This window comes from Desulfosarcina variabilis str. Montpellier (genome assembly GCF_048565275.1).
Classification (GTDB): Bacteria; Desulfobacterota; Desulfobacteria; order Desulfobacterales; family Desulfosarcinaceae; genus Desulfosarcina; species Desulfosarcina variabilis.
In genome coordinates, this window is sequence record NZ_CP159846.1 from 6860570 (window position 1) to 6880920 (window position 20351).

General features: G+C 51.6%; 13 protein-coding genes. 7 read left to right on the forward strand and 6 right to left on the reverse strand.

Going from position 1 to position 20351, the window contains the following annotated elements; translation table 11 throughout:
• Window positions 1–34 precede the first annotated feature (34 nt).
• The gene (locus Dvar_RS31100; RefSeq protein WP_419657014.1) at window positions 35–502 is read right to left on the reverse strand and encodes a Crp/Fnr family transcriptional regulator; all 468 of its coding nucleotides are present in this window, start codon (window positions 500–502) and stop codon (window positions 35–37) included.
• A gap of 763 nt (window positions 503–1265) precedes the next feature.
• Here Dvar_RS31100 and Dvar_RS31105 point away from each other — a divergent pair.
• The 3 genes from Dvar_RS31105 (at window position 1266) to Dvar_RS31115 (ending at window position 4542) form a co-directional block, all read left to right on the forward strand.
• On the forward strand, window positions 1266–2123 hold the full coding sequence (locus Dvar_RS31105) for a substrate-binding periplasmic protein (RefSeq protein WP_419657015.1): 858 nt from the start codon (window positions 1266–1268) through the stop codon (window positions 2121–2123).
• A 327-nt stretch (window positions 2124–2450) separates the two neighbouring features.
• The gene (locus Dvar_RS31110; protein ID WP_419657017.1) at window positions 2451–3677 is read left to right on the forward strand and encodes a caspase family protein; all 1227 of its coding nucleotides are present in this window, start codon (window positions 2451–2453) and stop codon (window positions 3675–3677) included.
• Between the two features lie 28 nt (window positions 3678–3705).
• Window positions 3706–4542, forward strand: a complete 837-nt coding sequence (locus Dvar_RS31115; RefSeq protein ID WP_419657018.1) for a hypothetical protein — start codon at window positions 3706–3708, stop codon at window positions 4540–4542.
• Between the two features lie 480 nt (window positions 4543–5022).
• Here Dvar_RS31115 and Dvar_RS31120 read toward each other — a convergent pair whose 3' ends face one another.
• Complete coding sequence (locus Dvar_RS31120) at window positions 5023–7485, reverse strand: DNA internalization-related competence protein ComEC/Rec2 (RefSeq protein WP_419657019.1); 2463 nt, start codon at window positions 7483–7485, stop codon at window positions 5023–5025.
• 180 nt (window positions 7486–7665) lie between these two features.
• On the opposite strand from Dvar_RS31120, the gene Dvar_RS31125 reads away from it, so the two are divergent.
• Window positions 7666–10140, forward strand: a complete 2475-nt coding sequence (locus Dvar_RS31125) for a cache domain-containing protein (protein WP_419657020.1) — start codon at window positions 7666–7668, stop codon at window positions 10138–10140.
• Window positions 10141–10287: 147 nt separating this feature from the next.
• On the opposite strand, the gene Dvar_RS31130 is transcribed toward Dvar_RS31125, so the two are convergent.
• Window positions 10288–10716 carry a secondary thiamine-phosphate synthase enzyme YjbQ gene (locus Dvar_RS31130; protein WP_419657021.1) on the reverse strand — a complete coding sequence of 143 codons (429 nt, stop codon included), beginning with the start codon at window positions 10714–10716 and terminating at the stop codon, window positions 10288–10290.
• A 331-nt stretch (window positions 10717–11047) separates the two neighbouring features.
• On the opposite strand from Dvar_RS31130, the gene Dvar_RS31135 reads away from it, so the two are divergent.
• Entirely contained in the window at window positions 11048–12289 is a 1242-nt protein-coding gene (locus Dvar_RS31135) for a tetratricopeptide repeat protein (protein ID WP_419657022.1), read from the forward strand.
• 33 nt (window positions 12290–12322) lie between these two features.
• On the opposite strand, the gene Dvar_RS31140 is transcribed toward Dvar_RS31135, so the two are convergent.
• Window positions 12323–14293 (reverse strand): U32 family peptidase, encoded by a 1971-nt coding sequence (locus Dvar_RS31140; RefSeq protein WP_419657023.1) that lies wholly within the window; start codon window positions 14291–14293, stop codon window positions 12323–12325.
• 359 nt (window positions 14294–14652) lie between these two features.
• Here Dvar_RS31140 and Dvar_RS31145 point away from each other — a divergent pair, with 359 nt between their 5' ends.
• Complete coding sequence (locus Dvar_RS31145; RefSeq protein ID WP_419657024.1) at window positions 14653–15408, forward strand: AAA family ATPase; 756 nt, start codon at window positions 14653–14655, stop codon at window positions 15406–15408.
• Between the two features lie 12 nt (window positions 15409–15420).
• The gene (locus Dvar_RS31150; RefSeq protein ID WP_419657025.1) at window positions 15421–17562 is read left to right on the forward strand and encodes a DEAD/DEAH box helicase; all 2142 of its coding nucleotides are present in this window, start codon (window positions 15421–15423) and stop codon (window positions 17560–17562) included.
• 331 nt (window positions 17563–17893) lie between these two features.
• Here the strand turns inward: Dvar_RS31150 and Dvar_RS31155 are convergent, their stop codons facing one another.
• Together Dvar_RS31155 and Dvar_RS31160 are read right to left on the reverse strand one after the other, a co-directional pair.
• Complete coding sequence (locus Dvar_RS31155) at window positions 17894–18280, reverse strand: hypothetical protein (protein ID WP_419657026.1); 387 nt, start codon at window positions 18278–18280, stop codon at window positions 17894–17896.
• A gap of 3 nt (window positions 18281–18283) precedes the next feature.
• Window positions 18284–20104: a clostripain-related cysteine peptidase gene (locus tag Dvar_RS31160; RefSeq protein ID WP_419657027.1), complete on the reverse strand. Its 1821-nt coding sequence runs from the start codon at window positions 20102–20104 to the stop codon at window positions 18284–18286.
• Between the last annotated feature and the right edge of the window lie 247 nt (window positions 20105–20351).

Consider the following 20351-nt stretch of genomic DNA (forward strand, 5'->3'; position numbering starts at 1 on the left):
TGTCAATGGGTAAATGCCCATTTAGAATTAAACATCAAATTTTATCCATGGCACCATAAGCGGCCTGAATGCGATCACGCAACAAAAAACAAAGTCTTTCGAGCATAAAAAAGCCAAAAGGCGTGTCCTCGCGCATGTATTTTCTGAGCGGCCGCCCCTTGATCCGAATGACCGTCGAGTCCTTCTGGCAACTGGCCGAGGACATAAGCACATGGGGTTCGCCCAAAAGCGTGGACCAGCATCCCAGGGTGCGTCCCTTGCCCAGGGCATCGATCACCACAGATCCCTTGTGCTTACCAATGTCCATGGCCCGTTCTAAAAAAATGTAGCCATCAACAATAATGAACAGGTCTTCGCCAAAATCACCCTGCCGAAATACATATGATCCGGCCGGGTATTGATCGATGCTGCAAAATTCGCTGATGGTGGTCAGGTGCTCTGAAGAGATGTTCTCCAAAAACTGGCACGACTGCAGTGTGGCTTGGATTTCGGGATCTACCATGGTTTCCTCCAAGAGTTTCCTCCAAAGTTGCCGTCGGTGGCGGCATGGATGCAGGTTATGGGTCATCGTAAAATGGTGTGGAAGCGCACGATGAGCAGCTACTCGCTTTTAGCGATTAGTTGTTACCATGCCTATCCACTTAACGCACAAAGCGATTCTTGAATAGGTAATAATCTACTGTAAATACAGGCATTAATAGGATTGATATCCAAATGGCATACTATAAAATTCATGTATGATAACAGCATTTTTAACCTTGTATGGGCAACATCCGGATAGGCATGGTTGTTACCTTACTATTCGGATAATCCAGGCATCCTAACGGCTAACGCCTAATTGCTAAAAGCGTTAGGCTGTGTTGCAAACCCGTAAACAGGGAATGAAGATCGAACGGCCAGCCCCAAACAGTGGCTGATTCTTTAATTTATAGTATGGTTGAAAACAGGGTGTCAAATCGCAACCTGAGATGAGGGGGGGGATAAAACTAAGTACCCCCTGTTCGTAAATACGGTAGCGTACCTTGCGTCGCCGAATTGTGTCGATTGCTGCGATATACGGGATTATGTACCAAGGCCCTGATGATTTCGGATGAACAAATTGATGCTATCTGTAATTGGGCATGACTTGTACTTATAGTCGACCTATTTCACCTCAGCGCGGGAGCTAATAGCAGTTATGCCATCAGGCCGTTTTCTTTGTCCGTGTTGACACCCAACTACCTTGCTGCCATATTCAAATCAAATAGAAATCTATTTCCTAATCCTTGGGCTCGGATAAACAAACCGAATCAGCTATCTATTTAGCGATGGACAATCAATCATTTTTCCGATTTTGCCGCGTGTTTGCTTTGCTGTGTGCGTTTTTTCTGCATCCTGCCTCGGGAATGTCTCTCACTCTCTTGCTGGCTACTGATGATACGCCTGGCAATCCGTGGATCATGGGTGGTGGTCTCCATTTCCAAAAGGACTTGCCAGGCATTGAGATCGAGCTTTACCGCCATATGGCCGGACAACTGGGTTTGGAACTTAAAATGGTGCGGATGCCATGGAAGCGCTGCCTCTTTGAACTGAAAGCGGGTCTACTGGATGGTGTATTCCCCGCCAGTTTCAAGCCCGAACGTCTGGAAATCGGTGTTTTTCCATTTAAAAATGGCAAGGTCGATCAAACTCGAAAGAGCCGCGACAGCGCCTACTACCTTTACCGACTTAAATCGTCTCCAGTGACCTGGAGAGATGGCAAATTTGTTAATCTGGAGCAAATGCCGCGCCCTACGATTGGGGCACCCCTGGGATGGTCTATCGTCGAGGATTTGCGTCGTATGAACATCGATGTTTTGGAACGGCCAAGGCCGATTGAACTGCTGGAAATGCTATCCAAGGGCGGATTGGCAGGTGTGGCTTGCCTTTCCACCGTGGCTGATGTTTATATTGTTCAAGCACCGCACAAGCTCGGTCAGATTGAAAAAGTGTATCCACCCATTTCCGAGAAAACCTATTTTTTAATGCTCTCACACCAATTTATAGCGGCCCACCCGGTCATTGCCGAAAAAATCTGGGACACCATTGCAGAGTTCAAAACTGGAGATGTTTTCAACTCCATTTCTAAGCGATATACCGACTAATTCTGGATGAATAGTATTCACCTGTTTTCCTCGACGGGTGACTTGATTCTGGTCCGGAACGATGCCTGTGCGCTTGCCATTCTCCATAAAAAAGGCTCATTCCACCAATCTATCAACGTATTTGAGTTATGTACCATAGGTAGTTAGACCCAAAATACAAGAATATTGGCTGGATAGGACGACAATTACCTATCGAAGATCTTTGTAGGATGATCTATAAATGCGGTTACCCTGAACCTGACGAACCTTATAATTGACAATAATTTTATATTTCAGTATATTTTAATATCGTAAAATTAAATTCTTATCTATTTTCTTGTTTATGTCATGCACATTAAAAGTTCAATTTATCTATTATCTTTCAACTTTTTTATTCTATCCATTATATTTTCAACGTTCGTATTTGCTGATGAGAGCCCATTCCCCGTTGAAAGGGGGCTTTCAATTAATAATGTATTTAACCAAAAAAAAAGGAAAAGGATTGCACTTGTCATTGGAAATAAAGATTATCTCAGTTCGCCGTTGAAAAACCCTATCAATGATGCAAGTGATATCGCAGAAGTTCTTCGAGATTGTGAGTTTAGGGTGCATCTATTCCTGAATGCTACTAAGAAAGAAATGGAAGAATCAATACAAGATTTTGGACAAGAGCTTAGAAAAAGTAAGGGAGGCATCGGATTTTTTTATTTTGCTGGTCATGGAATTCAATATAAAGGCATAAATTTCCTTATTCCTATTGATGAAAAAATTATTAGTGAAGCAGACATTGAGTTTGAGGCGGTAAATGCAAACAGAGTGTTGATACAAATGCAAGAAGCCAGAAACAGTTTGAATATGGTATTTTTAGATGCATGCCGCAATAACCCTTACGCGAATAGCTTTAGATCGACTGTTAAAGGTTTGGCAAGGATGAATGCTCCAAAAGGATCCCTTGTTTCATACGCGACAGCACCATTTTCGGTGGCTTATGATGGGCATGGGAGGAATGGAATTTATACAAAACACTTGATTGATAAAATGCGTATGCCAAATGTAGAGTTGTCGCAGATGATGAAACTAATTAGGGCAGGCGTGATGAAAGATACAAAAGGTAAACAAACGCCTTTTGAAGTTTCTTCTCTTATAGGAAATTTTTATTTCAAAACAACTGAAGATTACAACATTAATTCTGTTTCTATGATTGAAAATACACTTGAATCATTAAATGATTATTCCATGCATTCAAGTGAAGGAATTATATATGATAATGATGAAAAAAAGCTTTGGTTATTCTTGGACAAGAACTTAAGGTTAAACTATAAGAAAGCTTCTTTTCATGTGGAAGGAATAAATAGATTGAAAAAGAAATGGAGAATTCCAACATATCAAGAAATATATAATTTTTATCAGAAAATAAAATCTTCTGATTTATTTTTCGAATTCGCTTTAAATGGTATTTATTGGACTTCTTCAATCGAAGGAAAGAACCGAATCCTATTTAATTTTGATACTGGCAATCTGTTCAAATCTTACTCTTTTAACAAGTTTTTCTGCATTGCTGTTACTGACTATTAATAGATTCTAATTGTGAAAGGAGGACTAATTGAAAAGATTTTCATCTTGCCGTTCATCACAAACCATTTTTGGCCTGATGTTATTATTGTTTTTATTCGGGTGTTCTAATTCAATTAAGGTAACGAGGATTTCAAAACTTGAGGCATCAGAAATAAATTCAGACAATATTAAAAAACTTGATTTAACGATCGTTTTTGGATCAATATTTGATAATAGAACACCATATGAGAACTGCTTTGAAGGATGGTGGGCGACGAGCGGAAACGTTCCAATAAACGGTAAAGAGTTAAGACAGCAAATTGTGAAAAATTTGATGGACTTCGATTACTTTAGCCGGGTTTCAATCTTGGACCAAACAACATTTTCTTCAATAGAGGAAGAAATTTACCTAGCAGATAAAAAAGGAGCGGACATTTTGGTCCGTTCACATTTAGGCTCGTTTGAATATTCTGCTGATGTCAACGGCGGAGGGGCCTTCCTGGCTTCAATCCCTTGTATTCCGTTTGGAATCCCCTTAGGCGCCGGTTCACTTGCTGCGGCTCTCGTTGTCGGAATATTTGGAGATGAAGGAGATTTATTTGATTACCGTTGGTTTGCTTGGTGCGATGCAGCTTTTCCTGTTATGAATACCAAAATCCAGCCGATGATCCAAATCGAACTCATTGATATTTCAACGGGTGAAATAATTGGCGAATCATCCATTGAATTCCTTCTAGAAAAAAATGTCACGGCGCCTCTGGGAACCGTGAAAAGTGCTTGGATAGGTAGGGCGAGGGAATTAACCGCTGAGGCTTATCAGCCAATCTCGAAAGATATTGCTGCTTTTTTATATTCTGAAATATCAGAAATGGTTATGGTTTATTAACATTCCAATCAATAAAATTGTTGTCTTATCTTACATTTCGCACGTTTCAAAAATAGTTACTTGAATATTTTTATGAATTCAAAGAAAAACGGTCATGTTTCTTTAAATTGCCACCATGTCCCATGTAAGTCCCCATATGCAGTTCTGGGAACCTCCAGTAGTTTATTGACTTGTTCGTGTAAATCGCTAAGCCCTTTCACCATTGATTGTATACATACGCCATCTTTGATAATCTTCGCATAGTGAATATTGCGATAAAAATATCGGAAAACATTCAGAGGGGCTCGGTAAAACATAACAATACCGTATCCAATAATTACCTTGATTGCAGATACATACTGATTCCAAGGAAAAGGAGACCTGCCAATTACCCGAGTAAGTTTCGAACTTCCCAGGACGACGTTGCCCCAATTCACTTGACTGTGGTCCAGGTTCATCCAACATATCAACAATAATATAGAATTCCAGAATCTTAGTCAATCACTTCCGGTATACCTGATCGCCATCCGACGACAGAAAAATGGCACCATGGGTACAAGTACACCAGATACCACAGCCGGCCCCGCGATAGCGGCGGATCACCTCGGCATGGGGGAAGCCAAAGCGATTGTTGACACCGGCGCTGATCACCACCGTTTGCGGCTGCACAGCGGCAATCAGGCCGGCCGAACTCGAGGTGCGGGAGCCGTGGTGGGGGGCAAAAAGCACCGTGCTAGCCAACTGCAGGCCTTCCCGTTGCACCAGGCCCTTTTCAGCCTCGGCCATGATATCTCCGGTAAGTAAAAAGGCGGTCTTTTCAAAGCGTGCCCGAATTACCAAAGAGGCATTGTTGCGGCGATCCTGCTGGTCGGCACCCACCGTCACGGCATACCCTGGTGGGGGGTGTAAAACACTAAGGGTCACTCCGCCAACGGTCTTATTCCTTGTGCGCGTATCCAGGATACGTACAGCGATGCCTTTTTCCAGGCAGACCGCCATCAATTGCTTATAGCCCCAGGTGGTGTTGGCATCGCCGTTGATCCACAGTTCCTGCACATGAAAATGCCGGGCGATAAAAATCAGACCGTTGAGATGATCGGCATTGGGGTGAGAAAGCGCCAGGATGTTCACACGGGCAATCTTCCTGCGCCACAGCAACGGTGCCACCACCCGCTGTCCCATATCGAAAATACGATTGTCGGAAAAACCACCGCCGTCCATCAGCATCACATCACCGCCGGGAAATTCCATCAACGTAGACGCACCCTGTCCCACATCGATGGCCGTGACTTTGAAATCGCGGTGCCAAAAGCGTTGATAGGTCCAGTAAAGTCCATCCCCAACAGCGACACCGATTACAATGGCCAGCACCCAGGACGCGATAGGGATCCTGCGCCAGTTCAAAAGGGCCCAGCCGGCCGTGTAGTATATCCCGATTTCCAGCACAGAAGGGGATACCGTACGCAGTGCGGCAAAGGGAAGCGCCGCAAACCCATCGATCACCATCAACGCGACATGGACAATCGCCAATGCCATCTGGAAGCCTAAAATTGCCACCGGCTCAAGAAAAAAAGACGTCACCGCGCAAACCAATCCCATCGGTACGGCCACAAATCCGACCAGCGGGATCAGCACTAAATTGGCCGCAACTCCCACCAGCGAGGTCTGGTTAAAATAATAAAGGACCACCGGCATGGTACCGGCAACAGCCAATACGGACACCAGCACACCGCCGATCAGCCATTGGACGGTTTTCCGGGTCAACGGAGCACCCGGGTCCCGGTGGATTCCGATTCTCTGCATGCCCACCACGATGGCCAGCACGGCGGCAAAGGAAAGCTGAAAGGAAATCGAAAACAAGGCCGGCGGAAAGACGATCAAAATTATCAGGGCCGCCACGGCCAGGGTGTTGAGTGTATCGCGCGACCGGCCCAGCATCAGGGAAAACAAAAACACGGCCACCATGATCACGGCCCGTTGGGTGGAGGGGGACATACCGGCCAATAGCCCGTAGGCCAATACGGGAAAAAGGGTTGCACCCGCTGCCCAAGCGCGCCCCCACCCCCGCCACAACAAGGCGGGAAGAAAAGAGAACAGCCACTTGAACAGGCCAAAGGCCAGCGTGGCCACAATCCCCACATGCAATCCGGAAATGGCCAGCAAATGGCCCACCCCGGCCCGGTTGAAGCGCTGGCGCAGCGTATCGTCAATGCCTGACCGGTCGCCGACCACAAGGGCCTTGAGCACGGCTTTATCATCCGCTGTCCACGGGTTGCCAGTCGCGTCGATAATCTGTGCCAGCTTTCTGCGGGCATCCTGGATCAGACGCCCAGCGGATCGCGATGGGGGGCGGGGATCGATGCCAAGTTTATCTGAGCGCACCCAGGCGCTGCCGTGAATCCGTTGAAAAGCCATGTAACGGCAGTAATCAAACCCACCGGGGTTGCGAAAATTATGAAAGGAACGCAGGCGCGCGCGAAAGGAAACAATATCCCCTGGATTCGGGGCCACATCCCCCATCACCGTTAACCGAATTCTGCCGCTGACCGGATGGCGAGTATGCGCACGGGACAGGGCCTGGACCGCGACGACAAAGCGCGTGCGTCCCTGTCGGTGGATTGGGCGATCCACCACCCGGGCCCGAACCAGCCAACGGCCGCTGTCCAGGAAACAGGTGACATGGTCAGGTCCATGGCGGGGAGCAAGCCAGGGCATCAAAGAAAGGTATCCAGCAGCCATGGCCGCCAGCAGCGGTGCCCACAGCGACGATCGGGACCGGTGGAGGCAATGCACCACCCGGAGGATGGTTACAAAAAATATTGCCAAAGCGGCAACGCTGAAACCAGGCAGGGCATCGGCAATGATAATTCCGGTGATCAACGCAGCAGTAAAGGGAATCACCGGACGAAATAGTGGTCCCCCTGCCGTTTTGGCAACAGAGCCCTCCCCCATCAACACGCCCATCTACATTACCCCCATTTTTATTCTGGCCAGCGGTTTTAAAGGTTTACACTGGAATTGACAGCGGCAACCGTCCAATGTACCTTGAAAGCAACCCGTATTTCTAAATTTTGTATATGGATATTCCTCTTCCCATTGTGTTGTCCGGGAGTAAATCCCTCAGGCAAACGCGAGAGTATGGCGATGGCCGCGAAAAATTGGTTGGAAAAGACAACCCTTTCCCTGCGATCCAAATTGGTCTTAGCCGGTATTTTGATCCTTTTGATTCCCATGACCATCATCGGTTCCGTAACCTTTGTCCAATCCTCCCGCACTCTTGAAGAAATCTCCAGCCTGCAGCTGGTTCAAGTGGCCGAAGGCCTATCCGGCATGATTCAGATTTCCCTCGAGAAAGACTTGAGAAATCTGAACAGCATGGCCGCCGACCCTCAGGTTATCCGCGACACAATGGCCGGTGAATACAAAAACATCCAGAAAAAACTATCCGTTCTGTACCAACTGCTGGCCGCCGATTTCGAGGGGATCGCCGTTTACGACACGCACGGGATTATCCGTGCAGATGGTGCGGACAGCGCCCGGATCGGTATTTCCATCACCGAGCGAAACTACTTCGCATCGGCAAAGGAAGGCAAAACCGGTGTGGGCCCCATGGTGCCGTCAAAGGCAACCGGCGCACCGATCTTCGGCCTCAGCGCCCCCATCGTGTCTCCGGATGGAGAATTCATCGGAGGGGTCCTGGGCGTACTCAAGGCCCAGTACCTGGCGACATACATTGCCGCCATCCGGTTGGGAAAAACCGGTTATGTGTTCATGATCGATCAGCAAGGCACATCTATTTCCCATCCGGATCAAACCAAGATTCTGAAAAAAAATATCCGTGATGAAGCTGAAACCATGTCTCTGGCCCAAAAGATGATAGAACAACAAAAAACGTCGGTGGCGTATAACTATCGCGGAACGCCAAAAGTTGCCGGCATATGCCCGATCCCCCTGACCGGATGGAGTATCGGCGCAACGCAGAACAAAAAAGAAATCATGAGCCTGGCCTATGCGAATATGCGTTTTCTGCTACTGGTAAGTGCTTTTTTTGTGGTTCTGATTATTCTGGCCGTCATTTTCTTCTCCAAGACTATCAGTACCCCCGTTCAAACCACCCTGACCACCTTGAACACTGCCATCAACCAAGCCGCCGAAGCATTTGTCATCATCGGCATCGATGGGAACGTCCGGTTCGCCAATCCCGCCATGGCCGCTGCCATTGACCGGCCAATGGCAGATATTGTCGGCCATTCCTTCCGTCCCGACACAGACAACCCGGAAGTAAATCAGGAAATACAACAGGCCATGAAAAAGCAAACGGTGTGGAGCGGCCATTTCAAGGGCAGCCGACAAAATGGCGAATCCCATACTTTGAATGTGACCCTCACGCCGGTTCTCGATCCAACCGGCAACCTGATGTGTTATCTGGCCGTTGGCCGGGATATCACCAAAGAACTCATGATGCAGGAACAGCTTCAACAGAGCCAGAAAATGGAGGCCATTGGCACCCTTGCCGGTGGTATCGCGCATGATTTCAACAACATATTAAGTGCCATATTCGGCTACACGGATCTTGCCCGCCATCACCTCTCCGAGACTGAACGCCTGCAGCAGTACCTTGGGCAAATCATGAGTTCCGCCAAACGGGCCAGGGACCTTGTCAGCCGCATCCTGACCTTTAGCCGCAAATCGGATATGGGCCGGTCGCCGCTGGTTCCCAAAGAGATCATCATCGACACGGTAAAACTGCTGCGGGCCTCATTGCCTTCCACAATTGAGATAAAGGCGAGTTTGGAAAGTGATGCGGCAGTAATCGGAAACGCCACCCAGATCCACCAGATGACCATGAATTTGTGCACCAACGCCGGTTACGAGATGAGAGAGACCGGGGGAACGCTGGAGATCACATTAGATGAAACCCATGCCGGAGCGGACATGTGCCTTCAATACCCCAAATTGCAATCCGGACAATATCTGCGGCTAACGGTGGCCGATTCCGGCAAAGGGATCGAACAGGACGTCCTGGATCGTATCTTCGATCCTTTCTTCACCACCAAACCCACCGGAGCGGGTACCGGCCTGGGCCTGTCCGTGGTCCATGGCATTGCCAAAGGCATGGGTGGAGAAATCATGGTGTCCAGTCAGCCCGGCAAGGGGACCGCGTTCACCGTTCTGCTGCCCATCGCCGAATTGCACCAACTGTCCCTGGACGAAACAGAACACGAAGCCCTGCCTCGCGGAACGGAGCGGATCCTTTTAGTGGATGATGAAGAGGCGATCATCCACTCAACCCAGAACCTGTTGGAAAAACTGGGCTATACCGTTGAGGCGTTCAACGGCTCACCATCAGCATGGAACGCTTTCTCAGCCGATCCGGATGCCTTTGACATCATCGTTACCGACTATACCATGCCCCAGATGACGGGGATTAAATTATCCGAAAAGGTACGGCAGACAGGTTCGTCGATTCCCATCGTGCTCTGCTCCGGGTATTTGGAATTAAAGGAAAAACTCAGTCCGTTGCAGCCCATCGAATTTGTCAAAAAGCCAGTCACGGCAAACGAACTGGCGAACGCCATACGGCATGTCATGGACCGGTCCGATAAAGATGGGCGCTAACTAGTGTCCATCCAGAAATAGGCAAATTTGGTCGAGATCAAGGCGCCCGAAAAATTTTACCACAGACATATGGTTGATATTTCGAGGATAAAATTTTTCGCGCAACGCCGATATCGGGCAAATTGGTCATTTCTGTATGAGCACTAACTATACGCCCATCAGGGTAACCTCGATCGGCCGTTTCCGGGCGCGATTATCGTGGTTGATAACGACGACTTGCTGCCAGGTGCCCAGTTTTAACCGTCCCTTTCTGATGGGCAAGGCAATTGATGGCCCCAACAGCGCGGCTTGAACATGGGAATGGCCGTTGCCGTCATGCCATGCCAGCTCATGCGCATAATCCAGTTCTCTGGGCGCGATCCGATTGATCGCGTCTTTCAAATCCTGGACCACCCCCGGTTCATATTCGATGGTGGTCAAGGAGCCGGTACTGCCTGTCACACACGCATTGACAGTCCCGTTCTCAATGCCGGAACGGGCGATGAGACGATTCAGATCGCCTGTTATGTCTTGAATATCAATCCCCGTATCGAGGTTCACCTCAATGGTGGAAAAATGAAATATGGCTGAGGCCATTGGTCCCTCCTTACTTCCGTAACCGTCTTATGGCGACAACGGCATGTCGATTCGATTGAGCCGTTAATTTTCAGATCATTGGGCTATAACACCCTTGCAATTTTTTCCGCAAACATCAGAAATCAAATTAAAAATGGGGCATGCGAATTCGTTTACAAACTGTTACCAGCATGTAACCCTCCCACCATAAAGACAGGGAGAAAACAGGCGAAATCCAAGTCAGACAACTAGGAGGGATAAAACCGCGCCACGTCAATCAGGAACCCTATGATACAAAAAGTGGCACAAAGCAACAAGGCAATATTGCCTTAACGCACGGGGGAGGCATAAGATGAGCGGGATAGAAACCGTATTGGCCGATTCACTGACCTGGACCGCGGCGTCAACCGTCCTCGACGAAAAAGATGCCACGGATATTTTTGCAGCCCTGGTCAGTCAGAATGATGGTCTCACCCAGCTGTCCAACCAGTTCTTGCAATCCGGGATGGATTCCTACACCAATGAAGACTATGAAAAAGCCGCCAAGGCCTTTGAAGCGGCCATCGCCATCGCTCCGGATTCGGATTACAACACCGAGACCACCCAGTATCTGGCGCAGACCTACCTGAAACTGGAAAAGACCGATAAGGCCATCGAAGCCTACGAAAATGCCATCCAACGCAATGGGGATGACGCGACCCTGCGGACCTCGCTGGCACAGCTGTACTACATGCAAGAGCGCTATGACGATGCCGCGTTCCAGTACGGCAAGGCCGTCGAGCTCGACGACAGCGCAGAGAACCGCTATTCCTATGGCGAGGCCCTGCTGAAAATAGAAGACTACGAAGAGGCCGAAGTTCAGTTCAACAAGGTCAAAACCACTTACCCGGACAGCACGGCCGGCTATTACGGGATGGGCAAAATGTATTCCTTGACCGAAGCGTATGAAAAGGCCATCGAAGAATTTGAAGCCGCCCTTGAGATCGACCCGGAATTCTACGATGCCATGGCTGAGATCGGATATGCCTACACCGACATGGGAGAATACGAAGCCGCCGAGGATATTGTCGATGAACTGGAAGATCTTGACGAAGACCTGGCCGGCACACTCGAGGACTACATCTACCAGTCCAAGGAACCTGAAATCGCCTTTGCCTGGGCCACCAGCACCTTCCCCGATAACATGGCTTCCGGCTATCCGGTTTCGGCCATTGACAGCTACCTGGAAAATGCCGGCGCCGAGCTGAGCATGACCATGACATTTCAGTTCACTAAAGAAATGGATGTCTCCTCGATCCTCGACCGCACCAACTGGACCATCACCCGCGCCTCGAGCCTCAACATCGCCAAAACCTACAACTACGGCGACGAGATCCCCGCCACTGAAATCACGCTCGATTACAACCCGGATTATGTCACCTACGATCCGGACACGTATACGGCGACCATCGGTTTCACCGTCCGCCAGAACGAAACCGCCGACGGCACCATCGACCCCTCACACATTGTTTTTACCTTCAGTGGCGAAGATGTCTACGGCGTGTCCATGAGTGAGGATGCCGACGAATACAGCGGATTCTCGGGGGCGGCCTGACGTCATTTCAAATTTCAAATCTCAAATTTGAAATCATTTCAAGCCGATCGTCCAGTTCCATAACCCCTGTCGCGACTTGATGGTCACCGCCTTGGGTACTGGCTCGTCCAGATGGGCGAATAATTCAATACCGGCCCGCACAAGCTGCTTTTGCTTCTCGGTCAGGTCAAGTTTCCAATTGGGGAAAATCCAATAGTCCGGTCCGTGTTGATCCACCCAGGCCGTTTCCCCCTTGGGGCTGATAAAGGGCTCGCGCAGCCGCATGCCGTCGGCCAGGGTTCGTGATATGCAAAGGGGCCAGTGCCCGGATAAAACGATCCCCAACGGCAGCGGTCGCTGGCGGCAAAGACTGATGATATCCGCCTCTCCCAATTCAGGACTGATAAAGGCGCCGGTCATACCCAAGGTTTTAAAGGTTTCCAGGCAAAGGGCATTGGCGGCATTGCAAAACGGACCGGCCCACAAATCCAGGCCCTTGGGGCGATTGAACAACGCCATCTGCCAGGGCGCTCCCAGTACAAACCGGCGCACCCCGGCTTTCAAACTCTGTCCCACCAGCCCGGCGACCCGGGATTCATCCTCCGGCCAGATCACGGGCGGCAACCAGACCCACAGGTGACCGGCTGACGATTTTCCGATATTGGCCACCGCGGTTTCCGAAAGCCATACGCCGGAAGCACCCCGGCCAACCCCTTTAGGGAGACGGCGACTCACGCGAATTTCCGTAAAGCGCCCCTTTTTCTCCAACGGGCGCGGCAGCGTGACACTGGCATGAAAGGGGCCGGCCGGTTCCACGGGACGCACCTCATGTTCCACCTCGGCCAGGATGGTTTCCAGGGCTTTTTCACGGCGGTCGGTGAGAAAAACCGGCGCACCGGTCTTGGGTGTCTTCACGCTGCCCAACTTCAAGGGGAAGCGTCCTTTCACAGGCACATGGCGTTTGACCCGGCAGATGGCGTGCCCCGGCTCGTCCTCGTATCCGATGCGCAAAACATCACCGGGGAACAACGCCTGGCGAACCACCACCCAGGGATTTTTCGCCGGTCCCTGAACCTTGCCCATGAACAGTCCCGATGCCGTCTGATGCCGGGTATTGATCGGCTTTTGCGGCCGCTGCGGTAAAAACTGGTAATGGGTGGTTTCCCGTCCCAGATTCTGATCCAGAAGACTCAAGGCGTCACGCTTGACCGTTGCATCATGGCCCTTATCGCGCAGCATACGGTAAGCGGATACGGTGTAATAGACATAATGAGGCCCTTTTTTGCGGCCCTCGATTTTCCAGGCGGCCACCTTTTTCACCTGCCCCAGAATCTTGACCAGCACATCCACGGAAAAGTCCTGACAGGAAAAAGCCCGGGCGGTCTGTCCCCCATGGCGGTAATGGCGGCGGCAGGGCTGCACACAGCGCCCCCTGAGCCCGCTTTTACCGCCCATGTAACTGCTCCAGTAACAGCGACCGGAAACCCCGTAACAAAGCGCCCCGTGAATAAACGCCTCCAGGTCCATGTGCGGCGGGCATGCCGCGGCCATGGCCTTGATCTCGTCGATGGACAGTTCCCGGGGAACCACCACGCGGCACACCGGCAGGTGACGGGCAATGAATCCCACGGCCCTGGGAAAGCTGACATTGGCCAGGGTCGACAGATGCAGTTCACCGACGTATCCGACCTGACGAGCCAGGGCCACCACCCCCAAATCCTGAACGATCAGCGCATCGGGATGAACATGGTCGGCAAGGCCGCGAATCAGTTGGCCGGCCCGATCCAGCTGATCCGGTTTGACAAGGGTGTTCATGGTGACGTACACCTTGACCTTCCGATCGTGGGCCAGCCGCACCAGTTGGGCCAGCTCGTCCAGGGAAAAATTCTTGGCCTCCATGCGCGCCGACATGGATTTCAGGCCGCAGTAAATCGCATCGGCACCGGCAGCCAGGGCAGCCAGGAATGCGGCCCGGTTACCGGCCGGTGCAAGGATGGACGGAAAAACAGAATCGTTTGATGGCATGGGTCAGGTTATCCGTATTTTTTTACGAAATTGAGAGTTATGGATTTGAAAGTCGACTGAATTTGAATTCATGGCCATTGGCGGTCAGGCCCTCTTGCTCCACAGGCAACATGTCTTATATTATCGGCATTGTTGATACAACGGCGCAAGTGGATTTTCTTAAGCTCGAAGGAGCGTGTTCACTGTAAACCAAACATTAAATAATAGACTAAAAAGCTTTCATATTGGCTAAACCCAGTATAAGACACACGTGACTTTTCGTCTTTGTCGATCATCATGTATGGCATGGAACGGCTTTTTAGGCAATTCTTCTCCATAGGCGATCCTGGCGATGCGAGCGGAAAAGAAAGGAACAAATTATGAAACTGGCAGTCAGTGGTAAAGGCGGTGTAGGCAAAACGACATTTTCCGCGCTTCTGGCCCGGATGTTGAGTGACCGGGGCAAAAAGGTCCTGGCCATTGATGCGGACCCGGACGCCAATCTGGCAGCGGCCCTGGGCATTGCCGATTCCGAGAAAATCACCCCCATCGCCGATATGAAGGAACTGATTTTCGAGCGCACCGGCGCCCAGGCGGGCACCATCGGTGGTTTTTTTAAGCTCAACCCCAAAGTGGATGACATCCCCGACACCTTGTCAACCCAGTTGGACAACATCAAACTCATGCGCCTGGGCAGTGTCAAAAAAGGCGGCGGCGGCTGCCTTTGTCCGGAGTCGACCCTGCTCAAGGCCCTGATCACCCATGTGGTGCTGGGGCGCGACGAGGTGGTGATCATGGATATGGAGGCCGGTATCGAACACCTGGGACGGGCCACGGCCCAGGCCGTGGACAAGCTGATCGTGGTGGTCGAGCCGGGCCGCCGCAGCATCGAAACCGCTGAAAACATCAAACGCCTGGCATCGGAAATATTCTTGAAAAACATTGCCATTGTGGGCAACAAGATCCGCAGCCCCAAGGACGAGGAATTTCTGCGCGCCAATCTGAATGGATTCGAGTTTTTAGGCTTTATGCCGTACGACGAGGATCTCATCGAAGCCGATCTGACCGGCAGTTCACCCTACGAGACCGCATCGGCGGCCAAAAAAGTGGTGGCCGGCATCATCGACAAGCTATAAGCGCGCAGCAATATGAGCAAACCCGTCAAAGGCGCCCCCCAGGGGCGCCGACGCTATCCGCAGCGAAAAAAAGGCAACAACCGGCGCGCATTCAGGCAGCATCATCTAAAACCCGATGCGGACCGACAACTGAAATCCGTTTTCAGTAAAATCGGTGTACCGCGGCAGCGCCCGTTTACGCCCGATCGGTTTCAAACCCAGGCCGTCGAGGTCATGCGTGAATCAGACTGCCTGGTAACCGCCCCCACCGGTGCCGGTAAAACCTGGATTGCCGAACAGGTGATTCGCCGCGTCTTTGAACAAGGCGGCCGGTGTTGGTATGCATCACCGCTCAAGGCCCTGACCAATGCCAAACTGATCGAGTTTACCGAGATTTTCGGCACCGGCAATGTGGGCATCCTAACCGGCGACCGCAAGGAACTGACCGACGCCCCGATCATCGTGGGCACCACCGAAATCCTCAGAAACCAGCTCTACGATGCCATGCACCACGGGGTGTCCCTGAACACCGATCTGGTGGTTCTGGATGAGGCTCATTTTTTAGGCGATGAGGAACGCGGTGTGGTCTGGGAAGAGACCATGATTTACCTGCCGTCACGCATCCCTTTGTTGATGCTTTCGGCAACCGTGGGCAACGCCGGTGCCATCGCCAACTGGCTCACCGCCATTCGGGGTCGGCTGTGCCGGGTAGTGGCCGAAACCCGCCGCCCCGTTCCCCTCTATCCCATGGTCCTGAATCCCGAAGGCACCTTGCTGCCCTTACTGGCCAAGGAGGGGAGCGGAAAACGGAAATTGCACAAAAAAGTGTACCGGCTGATCGGCGGGAAAACTCCGCCGGAACTCGGCCGACGACGGGGCTTGCCCCCGTTCGGCGATATTCTGCGGGTCCTTAAAGCCTTTGACCTGTTGCCGGCGATTTTCTTTTTGAAATCACGCAGCGACTGCGATGCGGCACTGGCCCTGTGCCACGGTGCCGTAGCGCTGACCGAGGAAAAAAAGGCCGGTATTGTTGGCCGCATCAGCCAGCTTACCGATAATTCACCGCACTTGTCGCGCCATCGCCAGCGCATTCATCTGGAACAGGCCGGGGTTGCCGCCCACCACAGCGGCCATTTGCCCGGCTGGAAGCTGGTGGTGGAAAATCTCATGACCGAGGGGTTGTTGACGGCCGTCTTCGCCACCTCCACCGTGGCCGCCGGCGTCAATTTTCCGGCCCGCACCGTGGTGTTTTTCAATTCCGACCGATTCAACGGCATCGAGTTTATGCCTCTGGATGCCACCCAATTGCACCAGATGACCGGGCGCGCCGGCCGCCGCGGGATGGATCGTATCGGTTTTGCCCTGGCGGTTCCCGGCCGCTACATGGACCTTCATCTGGTTGCCCGTCTGCTGGCATCCAAGCCGGACAAGGTGGTCAGCCGCATCCGGATCAATTTCTCCATGGTGCTCAACCTTTTGCTCTCACACACCCCGGCCCAGGTGGAGGAATTGCTCAAACGCTCCTTTGCCACCTGGCTGCTCATGACCGATGCAGAGGAAAGCCGCCAGAAAAGCCGCATGGCCGACGTTCACGAAATACTGTGGGAGGATTTTCTGCGCCACCTTGATTTTCTCAAGGCCACCGGGTTCGTGGATGCCGACGACCGGCTGACCGAAGACGGTATCTGGGCTTCCCAATTGCGTGTGGACCAGCCCCTTTTGGTGGCCGAGTGCCTGCGCCAGGGCCTTTTGCCGGATACCGACGCGGCCCAGATGGCCGGTGTGTTTGCCTGCTTTGTGAATGAAAAAGAAACCGATGATCGCCTGGAGGGACGCCTGGTGCCCAATCGGCTTAAAAAAGTCGTGTCCCGGATCCAGAAAAAACTGACCGGTTTTGCCCGCCACATGAAATCCCGGGGATTCGAGGTGCGCCAGCTCTATTTGCGGCCGGCAGCCATGACCCATGCCTGGGCATCGGGCTACCCCTGGGAAACGGTCGCCGGCGAATACGGCATGGCCGAGGGCAACCTGGCCATGCTGATGATGCGTACCGCCGACAACCTGCGTCACACCGCCAATCTGATCAATGTATTTCCTGAAGCTGCCACCGCCGCGCGGGAGGCCATCGACCTGATCATGAAGCCGCCGGTGGTGGAAGAAATGGAGGAGGAATGATGATATTTCGTCTACACGGTTCCCGGCTCCGCCCACAACCAGCTGCTCTGGCCCACCGGCCGCGGCAACTATCTTCGCGACGGACGGCCCTTTGCCGATGGTGGCTCAACCAACATCGACGATGGAGATCTGGACGGGCTTGACCTGCACGCGGTGGCCTGGGATTGGGGAGCGACCAACTGCTATGCACCGGACTGCCCCGGTGATCTCACCGGGGACGGCCGGGTGAATGAAGCGGATCTTGAAGCATTGATTGAAGGTTTTGGACATTGATTCTAAATAGTGTCCCTCCAGAACTGGTTTAATCCTATCTGGAGGGACACGCCACGGTTTAAGGATGTTGCGCTTCCAGATACGGCACCCCTTGCTTGGTAAGACGCACCACCCCGGTCAGCGTGACGGGCTCATCATTGGGACTCATAGGACGCAAGCCTTTGGGCACACTGCCGCTCACATAGATGCACCCCGTATCGTCCGCCAGCATCCAATCACTTCTGGTTTTGGGCGGGGCCTCCTTGCATGGGCCCTCCCAGCCTTTGAACCGGCCGGTCAACAGAACCGTCCTGCCGGCGTAACCGTCCGGGTTGTCTTTTATGGCGTTGATGGTGAGCACTTTGCTGGTCGTATCCTCAACATCAGGCGATGAAGCGCAGGCCATGGCCCAAAAAATCGCTGAAACGACGAGCAACAAACATACGATATTACTGTTTTTAAACATCCCCTACCTCTTTTCGTCGGCGACGATCGGTTTGGCCTTTTTGTGTTTGATGGTGATGTTAAAGTTCCGTTCACCGGAGAGCAGTCGGATGGTCTGACCATCGGTCAGTTCTCGGGTGACATTGCCAGGGTACCACCAGTCACTGTAGCTAGCGAGGTCATCCAGGCTGCTGTAGCCTGTCCCCGGATATTGATTGTTCAGGTCCATCTCCTCCTGACCAACCAGCTGCCAATCTTCATAACCGTTTTCAGGATCGATATAATACAGGCTGACCACATCGCTGCTGTTGGAGCTGTCGTAAAGATTGATCATCACATCGTAATCACCGGCCTCCACATAGTCGTCAGCCGCATAGTATTCCTCATGTTCCCCGCTGTCGATAGAGTCGGCGGAAAAATATCCATTCGGGGTCGACTGCCCCATCCAAGGGGCGTATGCGGTACCGCTCGGTTCTATAACGTACAGGTCAACATCCGTATTGGTATCCTGCCAGTACACATAGAATGCAAAGCCACCGGGCTCGAGAACGGTATCCGTATCCCCACTGTTATCGACCATTACATTGACCGCATCCAGCCATACGCTGGCGCGGCTTGCATTGCACGCCAACTGACCGTAACTGGTCAGATCATCGCTGGCGCTGGATATCTGGTTATTGGTCGGCGCATAAATGGCAATCCCGTGAGAATCGTCAACCTCGCTGCCGTAGGTTTTGTTGGCAACGACCATGCTGGTCACGGTATCCATGATGTCTGCGGCAGCGGTTTTGGTATCGTAGTCTGAAGTAAGGTAGGTCGCCAGATAATCCGCAAAATCGTAAAGATCGTGGTTCTCCGCATATTCATAGGCTTGGGCCTGCTGCTGGGCAGCGGTCACAGTTGATGAAATACTATTATATTCAGTGACAATGCCATCGGCAAGCGCCAGCACCTGGGTGTGCAACTGCCCCACAAGAGACATATCCACGGCCGATTTGGTAATGCCTTCGATCCGAACCGCCGGATCACTGTAATAGTTATGGTACGCGTTGACGATGGTCTGCGACAGGGTGCGGGCGGACATGGAGGGCGTGGCCACCAGCGCAGCAAGGATGGTGTCATAGGGGTCCCCGTTACCAGGCTCGGTTTCCTCTGAAAAGACCATATAGTCCACGAGTCCGTTGAACTCATAAAGCACTTCATACATGCCCATCAGGCAGGCGTCAAAATTGATGATGTCCAGATGGACACCAGCATCGGTAACCGCCTGGGCCAGATCCGGAAGGCTCATGAAACTACCGCTGGTTGCGTCCTGCACCGCCCCTTTGAACTGCATCGTTGCCAGGCGCGATTTTTTCCACCCCGCGCCGTGATCCCAGATGACCAGCGCGTAATGATCGGCCGGATAATTGGTCGTGGCCCAGGTGATGAAAGCGCTCAGGGTGGCCGGATCACCCATGTCCTTGTTGCCGATCGACGTTCCGGCCGCCAGGTTGACATCGCTGGTATCGTTATCATTGGCCACCAGAAAACGAAGCGTAGTCCAGTCGTATCCGTATGATGAATCAAGGCTCGGGGTGTATTGATCGCTGAACTCCGCCTGCAGGACAATCTTCACGTTAGCATTGGATCCCACGCTTTCCATTTCATTCAGATCCACCAGCCCGGCGCTGGAAAGGTTGTTGTCGGCGCCCATGTAAACCATATAGGTCCACGAAGCACTGGATGTGGAGCCGTTATCGGTCGTTGTGGTACCGTCGTCTCCCCCACCGCCACAGGCAACCAACACGGCAAAGGCTAAAAAAAGCATCGTCAATTGGCTTGATTGAAAAATAGTTCTTTTCATTTTTTCGCCTTCCATTTGGTTTGGTGTTTTGCTTAGACTTGATCGAGTCTTGTTTAACTTTTCCATCGACATCTGCTGGAAGCAGAAATTTATAGGTTCTTTGTCAATGGAGCTGATGAGACATGAAATTGATTGTGTGATGGGATTAATATCGACAAAAACGAAAAATAATTAATGCAATTTTTCTTAAAACAGCACCGTCTTGGGTTTCAGCATACTATTTTCGTATAATGGTCAGAAAGAAAAA

What these genes read in the sequence shown, in the direction of transcription:
- Dvar_RS31100 (WP_419657014.1), bottom strand. Translation starts at nt 502, where the DNA reads ATGGTAGATCCCGAAATCCAAGCCACACTGCAGTCGTGCCAGTTTTTG.
- Dvar_RS31110 (WP_419657017.1), top strand. Translation starts at nt 2,451, where the DNA reads ATGCACATTAAAAGTTCAATTTATCTATTATCTTTCAACTTTTTTATT.
- Dvar_RS31120 (WP_419657019.1), bottom strand. Translation starts at nt 7,485, where the DNA reads ATGGGCGTGTTGATGGGGGAGGGCTCTGTTGCCAAAACGGCAGGGGGA.
- Dvar_RS31125 (WP_419657020.1), top strand. Translation starts at nt 7,666, where the DNA reads ATGGCCGCGAAAAATTGGTTGGAAAAGACAACCCTTTCCCTGCGATCC.
- Dvar_RS31130 (WP_419657021.1), bottom strand. Translation starts at nt 10,716, where the DNA reads ATGGCCTCAGCCATATTTCATTTTTCCACCATTGAGGTGAACCTCGAT.
- Dvar_RS31135 (WP_419657022.1), top strand. Translation starts at nt 11,048, where the DNA reads ATGAGCGGGATAGAAACCGTATTGGCCGATTCACTGACCTGGACCGCG.
- Dvar_RS31140 (WP_419657023.1), bottom strand. Translation starts at nt 14,293, where the DNA reads ATGCCATCAAACGATTCTGTTTTTCCGTCCATCCTTGCACCGGCCGGT.
- Dvar_RS31145 (WP_419657024.1), top strand. Translation starts at nt 14,653, where the DNA reads ATGAAACTGGCAGTCAGTGGTAAAGGCGGTGTAGGCAAAACGACATTT.
- Dvar_RS31150 (WP_419657025.1), top strand. Translation starts at nt 15,421, where the DNA reads ATGAGCAAACCCGTCAAAGGCGCCCCCCAGGGGCGCCGACGCTATCCG.
- Dvar_RS31155 (WP_419657026.1), bottom strand. Translation starts at nt 18,280, where the DNA reads ATGTTTAAAAACAGTAATATCGTATGTTTGTTGCTCGTCGTTTCAGCG.
- Dvar_RS31160 (WP_419657027.1), bottom strand. Translation starts at nt 20,104, where the DNA reads ATGAAAAGAACTATTTTTCAATCAAGCCAATTGACGATGCTTTTTTTA.